Below are 13,787 nucleotides of genomic sequence, written 5' to 3'. Positions count from 1 at the left end.
GCCGTTCCGGCCGCCGAGGCAACAGGTTCCGCGGGGAAAGCGGGTGAACTTCGCCGGGCCGGCAGAGTTCCTGTCCAGGGCCTGAGAAATGCTGGTCGAGTTCCTGGTCCGGTCCGCGACGGTCGATGAGGATGAAGGCATGGGACTACCAGTCGTGCTGATGCCAGGACCGATGAACGAAGCCGTCGCCGCCGGGTTGGACGGTCACTGCGAGCTGATCCGGCTCTGGGAGGAGAGTGACCCGGACGCCGTGCTCGCGGCCCGTCGCGACGAGATCGTTGCCGTCGCCACCGGTGGCACCGCGATCGACGGCCCGTTCCTGGACCGGCTGCCCGCCGTCCGGCTGGTGGCGAGCTTCGGCGTCGGCTACGACCGCATCGACGCGACCGCAGCCGCCGAGCGCGGCGTCGTCGTCACGAACACCCCGGGCGTCCTGGACGACGAGGTCGCGGACACCGCGCTCGGGCTGCTGCTGATGACGGTGCGCGAACTCTCCCGCGCGGAGCGGTACCTGCGCGACGGCCGGTGGGCCGACGGAACGCCGTACCCGTTGACCCGCGCAACCATGAACGGCCGCCGGATGGGCATCCTCGGCCTCGGCCGGATCGGCCAGGCGATCGCCGACCGGGTCCGGCCGTTCGGCATCACCGTTGCCTACCACAACAGAAACCCGAAGGACGTCGAGTACGAGTACTACCCGTCCCTGCTCGAGATGGCCGCCGCCGTCGACACGCTGATGATCGTCATCCCCGGCGGCGACAGCACCCGCCACCTCGTCGACGCCGAAGTCCTCAAGGCCCTCGGCCCCGACGGCATCCTGATCAACGTCGCCCGCGGCACCGTCGTCGACGAACAGGCCCTCGTCGACGCCCTCCGCAACAACACGATCCTGTCCGCCGGCCTCGACGTCTTCGAACACGAGCCCAAGGTCCACCCCGACCTCCTCACCCTGCCCAACGCCGTCCTCCTCCCCCACGTAGGCTCCGCCACCCAACCCACCCGCACCGCCATGGCCAACCTCGTCGCCGAAAACATCCGCCACTGGCTGAAAACCGGCACCCCAGTAACCCCCGTCCCAGAGTCCGCACCGCTCCTCAAATAGCTCACGGACGACGACCGGCCCCGCGTAGTACGGCGAGCCCTCGCGTGCTACGCGGCCAGTCCCTTGGCGGGCGGCTAATCGCTCAAGGGGGCTCGTCGGGCGGTTGCGCGGTTGAGGGCGAGGTGGCCGCCGAGGAAGCCTGCGGTCGCCACGACCCCGTTGCCGGCGAGCGCGAGCTTTGTGGCGAGCTGGTGCCTGCCTCGAAGACGCGCGACGAGGGAGCCGGCGAACAGGAACGTCGCGGTGTCCATCCCGAGCGCGTGGACCGCGCCGATCCTGCGTTCAGCGCCTGAGAGTTCGGCCCAGTCGCCGGCTCCCGCGAGAGCGGTCGGCACCGCTGCCAGCAATCCGAACCCGGTGAGGATCGTCGCCCCGCGACGCGACTCCGAGCCGCCGGCCACGTCGAGTACCGACGTACCGAGCCAGCACCCTGCGGTCACATCGGTCAACGACGGATGCACCGAATGACCGAGCGCGTCCGTATGCAGCGGACTCCTCCGCGCCCAATCGATCAACGGCCCGTACATCAGCTCCTGAGCACGGGCCACCCGCTCGGAGGCCGAGCTTTCACCGACCGCACGAACCACCCGCTGCGACAAGGCCTTCGACGCCACGCTCCGAACATACGCGCACCATCCGCACCCCTGGAAGCACTCAGCGCCCTCGACCGCCGGGTCAGGCGTACGGCGCCTGTATCCGGCGCGCGGGTTCTGAGGACGATGGCAGGGGGTGCCGGCGGCGCCGGGGTCGGGGTCGGCCCCGAGTGGGTTCGGTCAGCGGCTGAGGGTGATTTCCTCGGACAGGCGGGACAGCTTCGCGGGGTTGCGGACGGCGTACAGGCCGGCGATGAGGCCGTTGTTCACGTGCAGGACAGTGACGGTGTCGACCTCGTCGGTGAAGCGGAGGAGCATCGCCGGCTGACCGTTGATCTGGGTGATCTCGAGGTTGCCCTCGGCCAGGCGCTCCACGGCCAGGGCGAGGATGCGGGCCACCTTCTCGGCGCCGACCACCGGGCGCGGGAGGGCCTGGACCACGCCGCCGCCGTCGCCCAGGAAGACGACGTCCGGGGCGAGGATGTCGACCAGTCCCTGGAGGTCGCCGGTGGTGACGGCTCGCCGGAAGGCTTCCAGGGCGTCGCGGGTCTCATCGGCGGAGACGACGCCGCGCGGGCGGCGGGCTGCTACGTGCGAGCGGGCCCGGTGGGCGATCTGCCGGACGGCGTCGGGTTTCTTGTCGACTGCCTCGGCGATCTCGTCGTAGTCGAGGCCGAACACCTCGCGGAGGACGAAGACCGCGCGCTCGGTCGGCTTGAGGGTTTCGAGAACGAGGAGCATCGCCATCGAGACGCTGTCGGCCAGCTCGACGTCCTCGGCGACGTCGGGTGCGGTGAGCAGCGGTTCGGGGAGCCACGGACCGACGTACGACTCCTTGCGGCGGCCGAGGGTGCGCAGGCGCTGGAGGGCCTGGCGGCTGGCGATGCGGACCAGGTACGCGCGGTGGTCCTGGATCGTGTCGAGATCGACCTTCACCCAGCGCAGCCAGGTCTCCTGGAGGACGTCCTCGGCGTCGGCGGCCGAGCCGAGCAGCTCGTAGGCGACGGTGAACAGGAGGTTGCGATGGGCAACGAACTCTTCGGTCGCTCGGTCCGTACCGGTCATGGCTGACTCCTTGTGCGCGCGGGTGTCACCCACCAGATGCCGCTCATCCTGCTGCTGTGACAGTTCGGCCGGTATGGCGCTCGTCACGTCCCGGGACCGTCACGGCGGCCGGGGCGGCGGCATCTCGTGTTCATCCAGTAGATCCCACGAGTGAGGACGACGATGGAACCCCGTATCGACATCATGCAGAACGAGCTCGGCACCAAGCTGGCGAAGCGGCTGTTCGCGGTGCACGGATTGCTGCAGCAGACCGGCCTCTCGCACACCACGCAGAACCTCGTGATGCTGCGCGCCAGCCAGATCAACGGCTGCGGCAACTGCATCGACATCCATTCCAAGGAGGCGGCGGCCGCGGGCGAGAGCGCGACGCGGCTGTACCTGGTCGCGGGCTGGCGGCACTCGACCGTCTTCACCGAGGAGGAGCAGGCGGCGCTCGCGCTGACCGAGGAAGCGACCCGGCTCGCCGACGCGTCCGAGGGCGTCTCGGACGAGACGTGGGCGCGTGCGGCGAAGTACTACGACGAGGACCAGCTGATCGCCCTGGTGACGCTGATCGCGATGATCAACGCCACCAACCGCCTCGCCGTCACCCTCAACCAGCTCGGCGGCTCCTACGAGGTGGGCCTGATGACGGCCGCGGTCGGCCAGTAGCGGGTACCTGAGACAGGTTGTGGTGGGTGGGCACCGGCTATTTCAGGTCCCGCGCCACCATTTCCTGTCTTCAGGTCCCACGACAGCCCCGCGGGGCCTGCCCCGGGGTACCGATTTTCCCGGGGGAGGCCCGTTGCGCGTCAGCTTCCGGCGATGTTGACCATCCAGCCGATGCCGAACTTGTCGGTCACCATGCCGAACTCGTCGCCCCACATCTGCTTCTCCAGCGGGACCGTCACCTTGCCGCCGTCCGCGGACAGCTTCTCGTAGTACCCGCGCAGTTCGTCGTCGTCACCGCTGAGGCTGATCGCGATGTTCTCACCCGGGTTGTACGGCATGCCCTGCGGTGTGTCGGCGGCCATCAGCGTGAAGCCGCTCGGCGTCTCCAGCTGGCTGTGCATCAGCTTGTCGTCGTCGTCCGGGCCGTGTCCGGCACCGAACTCCTTGAAGGTGTTGGACGACAGCTCACCTCCGAAGACCCCCTGGTAGAACTCCATCGCCGCACGCGCGTCGCCGTCGAACTGAATGTACGGATTGAGCCGCGATGCCATCGATTCTTCCTTCCCCCAAACCTGGCCGGCCCGGTTGAACCAGCCCTCATGGCGCACAGTAGACCCGCCCGCCGACAGTCCGCGACCCCCTGGATCCGGCCGCCCGGTTAAGGTCTCGCCATGAATCTGCGACACATCACCATCGACGCCTCGGACCCCTACACGCTGGCGAAGTTCTGGAGTACCGTGACCGGCTGGCCGGTCGCCGACGGCGACGTCCCGGGCGACGACGAGGTGCTCGTGGTGGCGCCCGCGCCGGTTCCCGGGCTGCTGTTCATCAAGGTCCCCGAGGGCAAGTCGGTGAAGAACCGCGTGCACCTGGACTGGGGCCCGACCGAGCGCACCCGGGACGCCGAGGTCGAGCGGATCCTGTCCCTCGGCGGCACCGTGCACGAGGACCACCGGGTGCCGGACGGGCGCGGCTGGGTCACGATGAAGGACCTGGAAGGCAACGAGTTCTGCGTCGAGCGCAGCGAAGCGGAGCGAGCCGGCTGAGCCCAACCTGAGCCCGGCCTGAGCCCACCCCTGAGTGAGCTCGGCCGGAGTCATCCGGCCGGGCCGGTGCCGGCGGACCCATCGGTTCCGGATTCCGGCCAGGCCAAAAACCTACCGATTACTTGCGTCTTCGGAGATGCTGGACCAATGCAGTGGTGGTGGCGGAGGAAGAAGCAGGCTGCCGCGGAGGGGGAACCGCGGCGGCGCCGGGGTGTGCGCCGGGACGAGGTCAAGGATCTCCGCGCACACCTGACGAGTACGGGGTACACGCTGAAGCACTGACAACCAAACGCCTGAGGTCGGCGTCTGGACCACGGGGGCCGATGGCGGCATGCAGCGGATTCGGGGGTCACCGCGTCATGTGTATGTGGGCAGACGACGACTGAGGCCGGGGGGCGTCGGGATGTTGCAACAAGTTCGGAGACCTTCGGGCAGCAGTGCGCGGGGACCGCGTGCGTTCTTCGGGTCGCTGGTCGCGATCCTCGTCACGCTGGTGGTACTGGCGATTCTCGGCGGCCTGTTCGTCGTCCTGGAGCCGCGGACGAAGAACGCCGACACGACCGCCGACGGCACCGGCGCGTACAGCATGCCGACGCAGGGCTCCGGGCTGTACGGGTCCGGCACGCTCGGCCCGTGGCAGAACCTGCTCCGCCGCATCTCCCCCGAGGACCAGATCCGCGACGTCCTGGCGTTCGACGGGGTCTTCATGTTCGGCGACAGTATCGCCGTCCAGGACAGTGCCGCGCTCGAGCGCCTGCTCGCGGACCGCACCGGTGACTCGATCGCCTTCCACGACTGGTCCGGTCAGCCCGCGTCCGCAGCGGTCGATGCGCTCGAAGAGTGGTCGCATGACTACGGTCTGCCGCGGCGCATCGTGATGGCTGTTGGTACGAACGACATCTTCGACCCGCCGGCGTTCGCGGCACAGGTCGAGCGCGCGCTACGGATCGCCGGGCCGAACCGGACGGTGTACTGGGTGAACGTGTACGCGAGCCGCACCAAGCAACCGCCCGCCGTACGGGACGCCGATCTCGCCAACAGCGCGTGGATCAACCAGCAACTCGCCGAGGCTGCCGCCCGGCACCCGAACCTGAAGATCATCGACTGGGCCGGATTCCTGCAAGCCCAGCCGAACCGCCCGGCGGAGTACCTCCGCGACGGCGTCCACACCAGCGAGCCGCTCGGCCGCAGCGCCCGCAACGAACTGATCGCCGAGGCCCTCAGCACCCACCGCTGATGGCAACCTGCACGCCGCCTTCCGCGTGAACAGATCGGGTACTCCGTTTCCGCGGGAGGGCGAGCCATGTCGCGCACGATCATCCGGGGCTGGTCGACGTCGGCCGCCGTCATCGTCGTCCTGACCGTCGTCCTGCTCGCACTGCTGCACTTCGAAGCCCCGAAGTCTCACGCGAAGGCGACGACATCGAATACCGGTACGTCGAATACCGGCACGTCGAATATCAGCACAGGAAGCTACGGTTCCGGCACCCTCGGTTCCTGGACGACGAACAACCGCGCGATCTCCAGCGCCGCCGAGGTTCGCCGCGCCGTCGCGACCGACGGAGTCGTGCTCTTCGGCGACAGCATCGCCGTACAGGACGGTGGTGCGCTCGGGCGGCTCCTCGGCCGGCAACTCGGTACGTCGTTCGCGGAGTACACCTGGGCCGGTCAGCCAACCGCCTCCGCCGTCGGCGAACTGGCCGCCTGGGCCCGTACGTACGGACTTCCGCGCCGGATCGTGATGGCGGTGGGGTCCAACGACATCTTCGACCCACCCGGGTTCGCGGCCCAGGTCGAGCGCGCGCTCCGGATCGCCGGCCCCCGGCGGACGGTGTTCTGGGTCGACGTGCAGGTGTCGCGCACGGACGAGCCTGCCGCCGTTCAGCTTGCCGATCAGCGCAACAGCGAGTGGATCAATCTCCAGCTGGAGCAGGCCCGAGCGGCGCATCCGAACCTGCGGATCGTCCCGTGGGCCGAGTTCCTCGCGGCGCATCCCGAGCGGTTGCACACCGATCTCCGGGACGGCCGGCACACGACGGTGCCGGCTGGGCAGGGAGCCCGGAACGGGTTGATCCTGCAGGCGATCCGGCACGGCTGAGGCTGCCCTTTAGGGCAACGGACCCGAAGTCGGGGATCCGCGCAACCTTTTGGGTGGTTCGGGACATCTATAGGGCAGAGGAACCATTCCGACCTCGGGGGGACCGACGGCGGAGTACCGGACGGGGGCCTGACCGGCGGCGATCGATGCCGACGGCAACCTCCGCCGGTCCGCAGCGCGCCACCCGGCGCACGACAGCGACTTTCAGCACAACTCACCTGACCCAAATCCCGGGGATCGCCCGACCCGAATTCAGGTCTAGGCCATATAAGGCATGCCCGGGAGCATGCGGGGAGGACCCACGATGCCCGCGAGACATCTGCGCACGACCACGACGACGCTACGCCTCACGATCGCCCTGCTCGTGAGTATCGCCGGCCTGGCCGTCGCACTCGTGGTCCCGTGGGGCGGGTCCGAGCCCGAGGCGGCTCCGGACCCGACACTCAGCCACACGCCCGAGCCGCCGACCGCGCCGCCGACGCCGCCCCGCAAGAACAGCTACACCTGCCCGGCGTACAGCGGGATCGACCGGGCGAACCCGGTCGCGAACCTGTACCGCGACACCTACACCTGGGGTACGACGCCGCCGACCAAGATCGGGGACGGCACGGGCAACATCAACTGGCGGGTGAACCCGGACAAGAACCCGAGTTGGTACATGTGGCTGCACTCGCTGCGCTGGCTCGGCCAAGGAATCAACGCCGCGGCGAAGGGCGACAAGCGGGCTCTGCAACGGGTCAGTGCGATCGCGCACGACTGGGTGAACGACAACCCGTACTCGTGGAAGTCCGACGTCGGCGCCTACGAGTCGACGATGCACCGGACCAACGTGCTGATCTGCCTGCGGCAGGCGGTGCTGTCGGGACTGCACACCGGGCAACTGCCGCTGACGTACGCCTGGCTCGACAAGGCGCTGCTGGACCACGCGTGGTTCCTGCAGAAGAACTGGAGCGGTGACTGGAACCACGGCACCGACGAGAGCCTCGCACTGTTCGGCATCGGGTGCACGCTGATGCGCAACGACCTGAAGAAGGTCGCGGTCGACCGGTTGACGGGTGCGATCAAGACGTCGATCGACACGCAAGGGTCGACCAACGAACAGTCGACGGCGTACGCGCAGTTCAACTACGCGCTCTGGGGACGCGCGGCCGACGTACTGCAGAAGTGCGGCGTCGACCCCGGTACGACGATCCTCGCGCGCCGGCGCGAACTCGCGAAGTGGCTCGCCCTCGCCACCAACTCACTCGGGAACCTGCCACAGATCGGCGACTCCGAGGTGGTCCGCACCGTCCCGGTCCAGGGCACCGTCCTCGAGTACGCCGGGACGCTCGGGAAGCAAGGCATCCGCCCGACGCAGCGGGTCGGGATCTTCGACGCCGGGTACATCTTCGGGCGCACCGGATGGGGTGAGACGCGGGCGTTCACGCAGGAGTCGACGTACAGCATCAGGTTCGGGCCGTCGCGGAAGCTGCACGGGCACGAGGACCACACGTCGATCACGTACACGTCGCACGGGCGGGACATCCTGATCGACGGCGGGCACTCCGGCTACAAGTGGGACGACTGGCGGAGCTGGGCGAAGAGTCAGTTCTCGCACAACGTGATGACCGTGGAGTCGACCGCGGCCGAGCACCCGGACACGAAGCTGGTGCGGTCGGCGATCCGCGACACGTCGGAGTACTACGAACTCAAGGACAAGCTCGGCGCCGGCATCGACCGGACCCGGGACGTGCTCGTGCTGAAGGACCCCGACCTGATGGTGGTGCTCGACCGCGGTGAGTCGACGACGGAGCAGAACTACTCGACGCTCTGGCACCTGCCGAACGACCAGCAAGTCGTTGTTACCGGCAACGACCGGGTGGTGGCGCGGAAGCCTGGCGACCGGGTCAAGACGACGTTGTTGCAGATCCCGTTCGGGCAGGACACCACGCCGATCGAGACCGCGACCGGTCAGGAGGACCCGATCCAGGGGTGGCACTACCTGACCATCGACAAGAAGGTGCCGTCGCCGGTGGTGCAGTTCAACCGGTCGGGCAAGAGCGCGACGATCCTGTCCGTGATCGCCCCGACCCGCAGCAACGCGGCCGTCAGCTACACCACCAGCCAGCAGGGCTCCCGCACGCTGCTGAACCTGAAGGTCGACGGGGTCACTACGGTCGTCGCGATCTCCCAGGACGGGACGATGCAGCGGATCAAGTAGGTGCGGCGGACCGCCAGCACTCAACAACCGCCTCGAACGGCCGGCGCTGAGCGTGAGGCACGGTCGGATGGGAGGGTTGTGTAGTGCTGGCGGTCCGGGGTCAGCGCTTCATCGCGCCGTTCAGCGCTTCGCCGTTCAGCGCTTCGCGGTTCAGTGCTGCTTCGCGCCGACGGGCTTCCAGTCGCGCGGCGGGTCTTCGCCGACCCGCCCGTCGACGGACTCGCGGATCAGGTCGGCGTGGCCGGTGTGGCGGCCGTACTCCTCGATCAGGTCGCACACGAGACGACGCAGGCTCGCGTGCCGCCCGTCCGGCCAGGTGATGTCGGCGGGCTGTTCGAGCCCGCCTTCCGCGATCGCCGCGGCCAGCGTCTTGCGGGATCGCTCGACCGCGCCGTCCCAGAGGGCGTAGAGCTCCTCCGGAGTGTTCTCGACCGCCGAGTTGAACTCCCAGTCGTTGTCGTCCCGCCAGCCGTTCTCCAGCCACGGTCCGTCCATCGGTAGCCCGCGGAACTTCACGGTGAACATGTAGTCCTCGTTGGCCGCGAGGTGCTTCATCAGTCCGCCCAAGGTGATCGACGAGGCCCCGATCCGGGTATTCAGACCGTCCGCGTCGAGGTCGTCCACCTTGTAGCGGAACGTCGTACGCAACCGGTCCAGCGCACCGACCAGATGGCCGGCCTCGTCCCCCGCCAGTGGCGGCTCCCACCAGGGAGAAACCCACTCACTCTCACTCATGCCGCCACGCTAACCCCCATTCCGGACACTCCCCTTCCGGAACCAATCCCCCATACTCCTCCGAGCTGAAGGTGGGAGGGCTTGAGTCAGAGGGTTTTGAGGAGGTGGGCCAGGTCTGGGTTCTTGGTGATGCGGGGGCGGGCGTCTTCGAGGATCCAGGGTTTGAGGGTGGGGGTGATGTCGATGGTGTCCCAGAAGCCGACGGTTACCTGGTTGCCGGCGAGGTCGGACCACCACCAGCTGAAGAGGTCCTGGGCGTGGCGATCGGCCGGGCCGTCGGGGCGGGTGTTCCAGATCCCCAGCCATTCGGTCAGCGGGATCGGCGTCGTCGCGAGGAAGCTGAGGACGACTCGCGCCTCGGGCTTCGCCGGGTACGACGCCAGCGTCGCGGACCACCACTCGCGGCAGACCCCGAGTACGGCGTCCCGCTCGGGCTCGGACCACGTGCTCCAGCAGCCGGCGTCGGCCAACCGCAGCGCGACGAGCTCCTCGTCGACGTGCAAGTCGTCGTGGACGAGCAACGCGAGGATGCGCGGCGTCAGCTTGCGATAGAGGTTCGCGAAGTCACCCCAATGGTCCGGCACCTCGCGCGCCACACCCGCGAGCAACTCCGGAGGAATCGCTCCGACCGGCCCCGCCAGCAGCGCGGCCTCCTCTTCGCTGTAGCAGTACGTGCAGTAGTCGCCGAGATCCGCCTCAACTCCGGTCAGCACATCGGCCAACCGCAGCAATGCCCCATCCACCCCATCCACCCCATCCATACAGCGATCCTTCCCCATCCCCAGTGTCACTGCGCCATGTCAGTCCATGTCAGTCCGCGTCAGTCCGCAGGTCCGGCCGCCTGCTGATTGAGCTTCCGCACGGTCCGCACCATCCAGGTACCCAGCGCCACGACGAGCACCATCCCGCCCACCGCGACTGCCCGCGCCGGCCAGTCCGGAACGAAGAGCGCGACCCAGCCCAACATCCCCAGCACCGCCAGCGTCCCCGCACCGCCGACGACCGCGGACACGACGATCCGTACGCGACTCCACGGCTTCAGCTCCGGCGGGTTCCTCGCCTGCCGGTAGAGGACGACGCCGCCGAGCACCGCCGCCATCGCCGGCGAAACAGCACCCTGAACATCACCGATGATCACCAATCCGATCGCCGCGATCAGGCAGGCGCCCGCGCTCACCCCCAGCAGGATCTGCAGTCCCCTCACCCGCCTCATCCGATCACAGATGGAGCCGGACCACCACGTTGCGCTTCGCCTTGGTTCGTTCTTCGGCGTACGGCGTGAAGCCCGCGTCGAGGAACGTGCTGAGTACGCCGCGTCCCGGGTCACCGGGCATCGTCTTCACCGGATAGGCCTCCACCAGACGGGCACCCGAGCCGCGCGCATACTCGACGGCCGCCCGCACCATCGGCAGCGTCAGCCCGCGCCCGCGATAACCGGCCCGCACGAACAGGCAGTTGATCGCCCAGATCGTCTCGTCCTCGGGCTCGTCGATCGGCAGGGTCCGCGAGTTCACGATTGCCGCGTACTCCGTCCTTGGCGCGACCGCACACCACGCGACCGGGCGCGTGTCGACGTACCCGATCATCCCGACCGGGACGCCGGCGTGCACGAATCCCTCGAGGGCCGTGCGGTTCTCTTCGCTCCCGTTCCTGGCGACCTCGCGGGACGGCAGGCGGCGCGCCATGCACCAGCAGCCGCGCGTCCCGCCGCTGGGCCCGAACAGCTCGAGCACGTCGCTCCACCGCTCCTGATCGACGGGGTGCACGTCCATCCGCGTAGTCAACCACCCTGTTTGATTAGGTGAAGGCGGTCTCGCGTGTCGGTGGGTGTCGGATCGCGGGTCCGGCGTTCGTCGTAGAGGTGAGCGGCGGCCCGAGCTGGGCGCCCGGACAAGGAGCGTTGGAATGGCGATGTACCTGATCTCGTTCGAGAAGGGCTCGATGGATCACATTCCCCAGGAGGACTTCCCGGACGTCGGCAAGGCTGCGCATGCGGTGATGCGGGAGGCGAAGGACGCCGGGGTGTACGTGTTCGGCGGTGGGCTGAGCTACGACGACGGCGACGCGGACCCGGCGGTCGTTTCCACGGACGGCATCGTCACCGACGGCCCGTACCCGGAGAGCAAGGAACTCCTCGGCGGCGCGACGATCGTCGACGTACCGACCCGTGCGGAAGCCCTGCGGTGGGCCGCGAAGATCGCCGCCTCCTGCCGCTGCGCGCAGGACGTCCGCAAGTTCATGGACGACCCCGAACGCTGACCCACGAGCGGCCCGCCCCAGCCGACAGACCGCAGCACCCTCACGGGCCGCGCGCTCGCGAGTCGCCGCGCCTTCGCGGGTCGCCGCGCTTCGCGGGGCGTGCCCTCGCGAGGCGTGCCCTCGCGGGGCGGCCGAGCCGGACGGGCGGCCTCGTGCGTGAGGGCGTCGCGTGCTCTCGCGGCTCTGCCCGGCGTGTGCTTTGCGGCGCCCGCGGGCCAGCAGGTTGTTCGCGTCGCCGAGCGGGCCGGCAGGTTCGTTTGTGGCGCCGGGCGGGCTGGCGGCTGGGGTAGGTTGCGGGCGTGACCGAGTTCGGAGACGCCTGGCTGCCGACGCCGATCACGACCGAGCGACTCGTGCTCCGCGAACCCGAGGCCCGCGACCGGCCGGCGATCATCGAGCTCATGTCGTCACCGGAAGTCGGCACGTACGTCGGCGGCGCCCGCCCCCGCGCCGAGCTCGAACGGGCCCTGCCCGAGGAACCGGCGCGGCGCCCCGGCCTCTTCGCCGTCGGCCTCGACGGCGCCATGATCGGCATCGTCACCCTCGACCCGCGCGACCCCGAGCGCTCCGACCACCGCCGCCCCGATGCCGGCCGTCGCGAGCTCGGCTACCTGTTCCTCCCGAGCTCGTGGGGCCACGGGTACGCCGCCGAAGCCTGCGCCGCGGCTCTCGCCTGGTACACCGAATGCCTCCCGGCCGAGCCCGTCGCCCTCACCACTCAGACCGCCAATACACCGTCCCTGCGCCTGGCCACCAAACTCGGCTTCATCGAACTCGAACGCTACGAAGCCTGGGGCGCCGAACAGTGGCTCGGCACGCGCTACCCCTCCGCGCCGCGCTCCCAGAAACTGCCGGAGTCGTCGAGACCGATGTAATACGGGATCCGCGGGTCATCCGGCTCACCGCCGTACCCCTCGACGAAAGCACGCGCCGCGGGCACCAGGCCGTACTGCGGATTCCGCCCCTTCGCGAGACTCTTGTACATCAGCGCGAGATCGACGTACCGATCGCCCATCCCGAGCAGTCCGACGTCGAGCACACCGCAGAACCGCAGGGTCTCGGGGTCGATGAACACGTTCGGCGCCGCATAGTCCCCGTGCGTGACAACCTCCCGCGGGCCCGGGAACGGTGAGTCGAACGGGGCGGCCGGCAAGGCATGCAGCTCCCGGAGCCCGGTCGCGAGGGCACGCAGTACGGCGGGGTGGTCGGCGACCGGCCAGTCGTCGGAGACGTCCCGCCCGCGAAGCTCCGTAGTCAGCATCCAACCGTTGCCTCGGTCAACGACCCGTGGACAGCCGAACCCGGTGGCGGACAGCCACTCCAGTCGGTCCGCCTCGTCGTCGACGATCGCGCCCTGCTTGTAGTACAGGACCTCCTGCCCGCGCACGAGCCGAACCACGGTCGCTCCGGAGAGCCCGCCGTGAACCGGCTCGCCCCCGTCGGCACCGAACCGGCTCACCAGTCTCCGCAACTCCACCCACCGCACGTTAGCGGTGCTCTGGGGCTGGAGGTCGACCTCGGGGCAGAATTGTCGTGTGAAGAAGCCCGACGCGAACCCGGTGATCGCCCGCAACCGCAAAGCGGCCCACGAGTACCACCTGGGTGAGACCTGGGAGGCGGGGATCGTCCTGCAGGGTCCCGAGGTGAAGGCGCTGCGTGCCGGGCGGGCGTCGCTGGTCGGCGGGTTCGCGATGGTCGAGGAGCGGGAGGTCTGGCTGCACGGCGTACACATCCCGCAGTACTCGCAGTCCCGCTGGTTCGAGGGCGGTTCACGCCGCAAGCGGAAGCTGCTGCTGCATCGCGCGCAGATCGACAAGATCGAGCGCAAGGTCACCGAGGGCGGGCTGACGATCGTCCCGGTCGCGCTCTATTTCAAGGACGGTCACGCGAAGGTCGAGATCGCGCTGGCCCGCGGCAAGAAGACCTGGGACAAACGCCAGACCCTCGCCGAACGCGAAGCAACCCGCGAGGCCCAACGCGCCCTGAGCCGCCGCCTGAAGGGCCGCCGCGACTGACCTCCCCGGACTCCTGACCTGCC

The 13,787-nt window shown here is 69.0% G+C and carries 17 protein-coding genes; 9 read left to right on the top strand and 8 right to left on the bottom strand.

Annotated elements, in window-relative coordinates; all coding sequences use genetic code 11:
• Positions 1–139: 139 nt before the first annotated feature.
• Positions 140–1,102 (top strand): 2-hydroxyacid dehydrogenase, encoded by a 963-nt coding sequence (locus tag ACFYRH_RS08165; RefSeq protein WP_387769993.1) that lies wholly within the window; start codon positions 140–142, stop codon positions 1,100–1,102.
• Between the two features lie 74 nt (positions 1,103–1,176).
• Here ACFYRH_RS08165 and ACFYRH_RS08160 read toward each other — a convergent pair whose 3' ends face one another.
• The gene (locus ACFYRH_RS08160; protein ID WP_387769990.1) at positions 1,177–1,716 is read right to left on the bottom strand and encodes a hypothetical protein; all 540 of its coding nucleotides are present in this window, start codon (positions 1,714–1,716) and stop codon (positions 1,177–1,179) included.
• 159 nt (positions 1,717–1,875) lie between these two features.
• The gene (locus ACFYRH_RS08155; RefSeq protein ID WP_387769987.1) at positions 1,876–2,760 is read right to left on the bottom strand and encodes an RNA polymerase sigma-70 factor; all 885 of its coding nucleotides are present in this window, start codon (positions 2,758–2,760) and stop codon (positions 1,876–1,878) included.
• A 162-nt stretch (positions 2,761–2,922) separates the two neighbouring features.
• Between ACFYRH_RS08155 and ACFYRH_RS08150 the strand changes: the two genes are divergently transcribed.
• Positions 2,923–3,411, top strand: coding sequence for a carboxymuconolactone decarboxylase family protein (locus ACFYRH_RS08150; RefSeq protein WP_387769985.1), 489 nt, complete (start codon positions 2,923–2,925; stop codon positions 3,409–3,411).
• A 140-nt stretch (positions 3,412–3,551) separates the two neighbouring features.
• Here the strand turns inward: ACFYRH_RS08150 and ACFYRH_RS08145 are convergent, their stop codons facing one another.
• Complete coding sequence (locus tag ACFYRH_RS08145) at positions 3,552–3,962, bottom strand: VOC family protein (protein WP_387769982.1); 411 nt, start codon at positions 3,960–3,962, stop codon at positions 3,552–3,554.
• A 120-nt stretch (positions 3,963–4,082) separates the two neighbouring features.
• Here ACFYRH_RS08145 and ACFYRH_RS08140 point away from each other — a divergent pair, with 120 nt between their 5' ends.
• From ACFYRH_RS08140 to ACFYRH_RS08125, 4 genes are all read left to right on the top strand, one after another.
• Entirely contained in the window at positions 4,083–4,457 is a 375-nt protein-coding gene (locus tag ACFYRH_RS08140; RefSeq protein WP_387769979.1) for a VOC family protein, read from the top strand.
• A 403-nt stretch (positions 4,458–4,860) separates the two neighbouring features.
• A complete protein-coding gene (locus ACFYRH_RS08135; RefSeq protein ID WP_387769977.1) occupies positions 4,861–5,694 on the top strand; it encodes a GDSL-type esterase/lipase family protein in 834 nt (277 codons plus the stop codon).
• A gap of 66 nt (positions 5,695–5,760) precedes the next feature.
• Positions 5,761–6,555: a hypothetical protein gene (locus ACFYRH_RS08130; RefSeq protein ID WP_387769974.1), complete on the top strand. Its 795-nt coding sequence runs from the start codon at positions 5,761–5,763 to the stop codon at positions 6,553–6,555.
• Between the two features lie 304 nt (positions 6,556–6,859).
• On the top strand, positions 6,860–8,755 hold the full coding sequence (locus ACFYRH_RS08125; protein WP_387769971.1) for a heparinase II/III family protein: 1,896 nt from the start codon (positions 6,860–6,862) through the stop codon (positions 8,753–8,755).
• A 150-nt stretch (positions 8,756–8,905) separates the two neighbouring features.
• Here the strand turns inward: ACFYRH_RS08125 and ACFYRH_RS08120 are convergent, their stop codons facing one another.
• The 4 genes from ACFYRH_RS08120 to ACFYRH_RS08105 form a co-directional block, all read right to left on the bottom strand.
• Positions 8,906–9,490: a DUF664 domain-containing protein gene (locus tag ACFYRH_RS08120; protein WP_387769969.1), complete on the bottom strand. Its 585-nt coding sequence runs from the start codon at positions 9,488–9,490 to the stop codon at positions 8,906–8,908.
• Positions 9,491–9,576: 86 nt separating this feature from the next.
• Positions 9,577–10,251, bottom strand: a complete 675-nt coding sequence (locus tag ACFYRH_RS08115; protein ID WP_387769966.1) for a hypothetical protein — start codon at positions 10,249–10,251, stop codon at positions 9,577–9,579.
• A 59-nt stretch (positions 10,252–10,310) separates the two neighbouring features.
• Positions 10,311–10,694, bottom strand: coding sequence for a hypothetical protein (locus ACFYRH_RS08110; protein WP_387769963.1), 384 nt, complete (start codon positions 10,692–10,694; stop codon positions 10,311–10,313).
• A gap of 13 nt (positions 10,695–10,707) precedes the next feature.
• Positions 10,708–11,262 (bottom strand): GNAT family N-acetyltransferase, encoded by a 555-nt coding sequence (locus tag ACFYRH_RS08105; RefSeq protein ID WP_387769960.1) that lies wholly within the window; start codon positions 11,260–11,262, stop codon positions 10,708–10,710.
• Between the two features lie 133 nt (positions 11,263–11,395).
• On the opposite strand from ACFYRH_RS08105, the gene ACFYRH_RS08100 reads away from it, so the two are divergent.
• Together ACFYRH_RS08100 and ACFYRH_RS08095 are read left to right on the top strand one after the other, a co-directional pair.
• On the top strand, positions 11,396–11,749 hold the full coding sequence (locus ACFYRH_RS08100; RefSeq protein ID WP_387769957.1) for a YciI family protein: 354 nt from the start codon (positions 11,396–11,398) through the stop codon (positions 11,747–11,749).
• 299 nt (positions 11,750–12,048) lie between these two features.
• Positions 12,049–12,624 carry a GNAT family N-acetyltransferase gene (locus ACFYRH_RS08095; protein ID WP_387769954.1) on the top strand — a complete coding sequence of 192 codons (576 nt, stop codon included), beginning with the start codon at positions 12,049–12,051 and terminating at the stop codon, positions 12,622–12,624.
• On the opposite strand, the gene ACFYRH_RS08090 is transcribed toward ACFYRH_RS08095, so the two are convergent.
• Positions 12,570–13,226, bottom strand: a complete 657-nt coding sequence (locus tag ACFYRH_RS08090; protein ID WP_387769951.1) for a phosphotransferase — start codon at positions 13,224–13,226, stop codon at positions 12,570–12,572. The two genes, ACFYRH_RS08095 and ACFYRH_RS08090, sit on opposite strands and share 55 nt — an antisense overlap.
• Positions 13,227–13,284: 58 nt before the next feature.
• Here ACFYRH_RS08090 and smpB point away from each other — a divergent pair, with 58 nt between their 5' ends.
• On the top strand, positions 13,285–13,764 hold the full coding sequence (smpB, locus tag ACFYRH_RS08085) for an SsrA-binding protein SmpB (RefSeq protein ID WP_387769948.1): 480 nt from the start codon (positions 13,285–13,287) through the stop codon (positions 13,762–13,764).
• The last annotated feature ends 23 nt before the right edge of the window (positions 13,765–13,787 follow it).

It is taken from the genome of Kribbella sp. NPDC004875, from assembly GCF_042873375.1.
GTDB lineage: Bacteria > Actinomycetota > Actinomycetes > Propionibacteriales > Kribbellaceae > Kribbella.
Note: the sequence above shows the minus strand (reverse complement) of the source record. Positions and strands in the feature narration are given on the sequence as shown.

What these genes read in the sequence shown, in the direction of transcription:
- ACFYRH_RS08125 (WP_387769971.1), top strand. Translation starts at nt 6,860, where the DNA reads ATGCCCGCGAGACATCTGCGCACGACCACGACGACGCTACGCCTCACG.
- ACFYRH_RS08105 (WP_387769960.1), bottom strand. Translation starts at nt 11,262, where the DNA reads ATGGACGTGCACCCCGTCGATCAGGAGCGGTGGAGCGACGTGCTCGAG.
- ACFYRH_RS08115 (WP_387769966.1), bottom strand. Translation starts at nt 10,251, where the DNA reads ATGGATGGGGTGGATGGGGTGGATGGGGCATTGCTGCGGTTGGCCGAT.
- ACFYRH_RS08140 (WP_387769979.1), top strand. Translation starts at nt 4,083, where the DNA reads ATGAATCTGCGACACATCACCATCGACGCCTCGGACCCCTACACGCTG.
- ACFYRH_RS08150 (WP_387769985.1), top strand. Translation starts at nt 2,923, where the DNA reads ATGGAACCCCGTATCGACATCATGCAGAACGAGCTCGGCACCAAGCTG.
- ACFYRH_RS08120 (WP_387769969.1), bottom strand. Translation starts at nt 9,490, where the DNA reads ATGAGTGAGAGTGAGTGGGTTTCTCCCTGGTGGGAGCCGCCACTGGCG.
- ACFYRH_RS08155 (WP_387769987.1), bottom strand. Translation starts at nt 2,760, where the DNA reads ATGACCGGTACGGACCGAGCGACCGAAGAGTTCGTTGCCCATCGCAAC.
- ACFYRH_RS08145 (WP_387769982.1), bottom strand. Translation starts at nt 3,962, where the DNA reads ATGGCATCGCGGCTCAATCCGTACATTCAGTTCGACGGCGACGCGCGT.
- ACFYRH_RS08100 (WP_387769957.1), top strand. Translation starts at nt 11,396, where the DNA reads ATGGCGATGTACCTGATCTCGTTCGAGAAGGGCTCGATGGATCACATT.
- ACFYRH_RS08165 (WP_387769993.1), top strand. Translation starts at nt 140, where the DNA reads ATGGGACTACCAGTCGTGCTGATGCCAGGACCGATGAACGAAGCCGTC.
- ACFYRH_RS08130 (WP_387769974.1), top strand. Translation starts at nt 5,761, where the DNA reads ATGTCGCGCACGATCATCCGGGGCTGGTCGACGTCGGCCGCCGTCATC.
- ACFYRH_RS08135 (WP_387769977.1), top strand. Translation starts at nt 4,861, where the DNA reads ATGTTGCAACAAGTTCGGAGACCTTCGGGCAGCAGTGCGCGGGGACCG.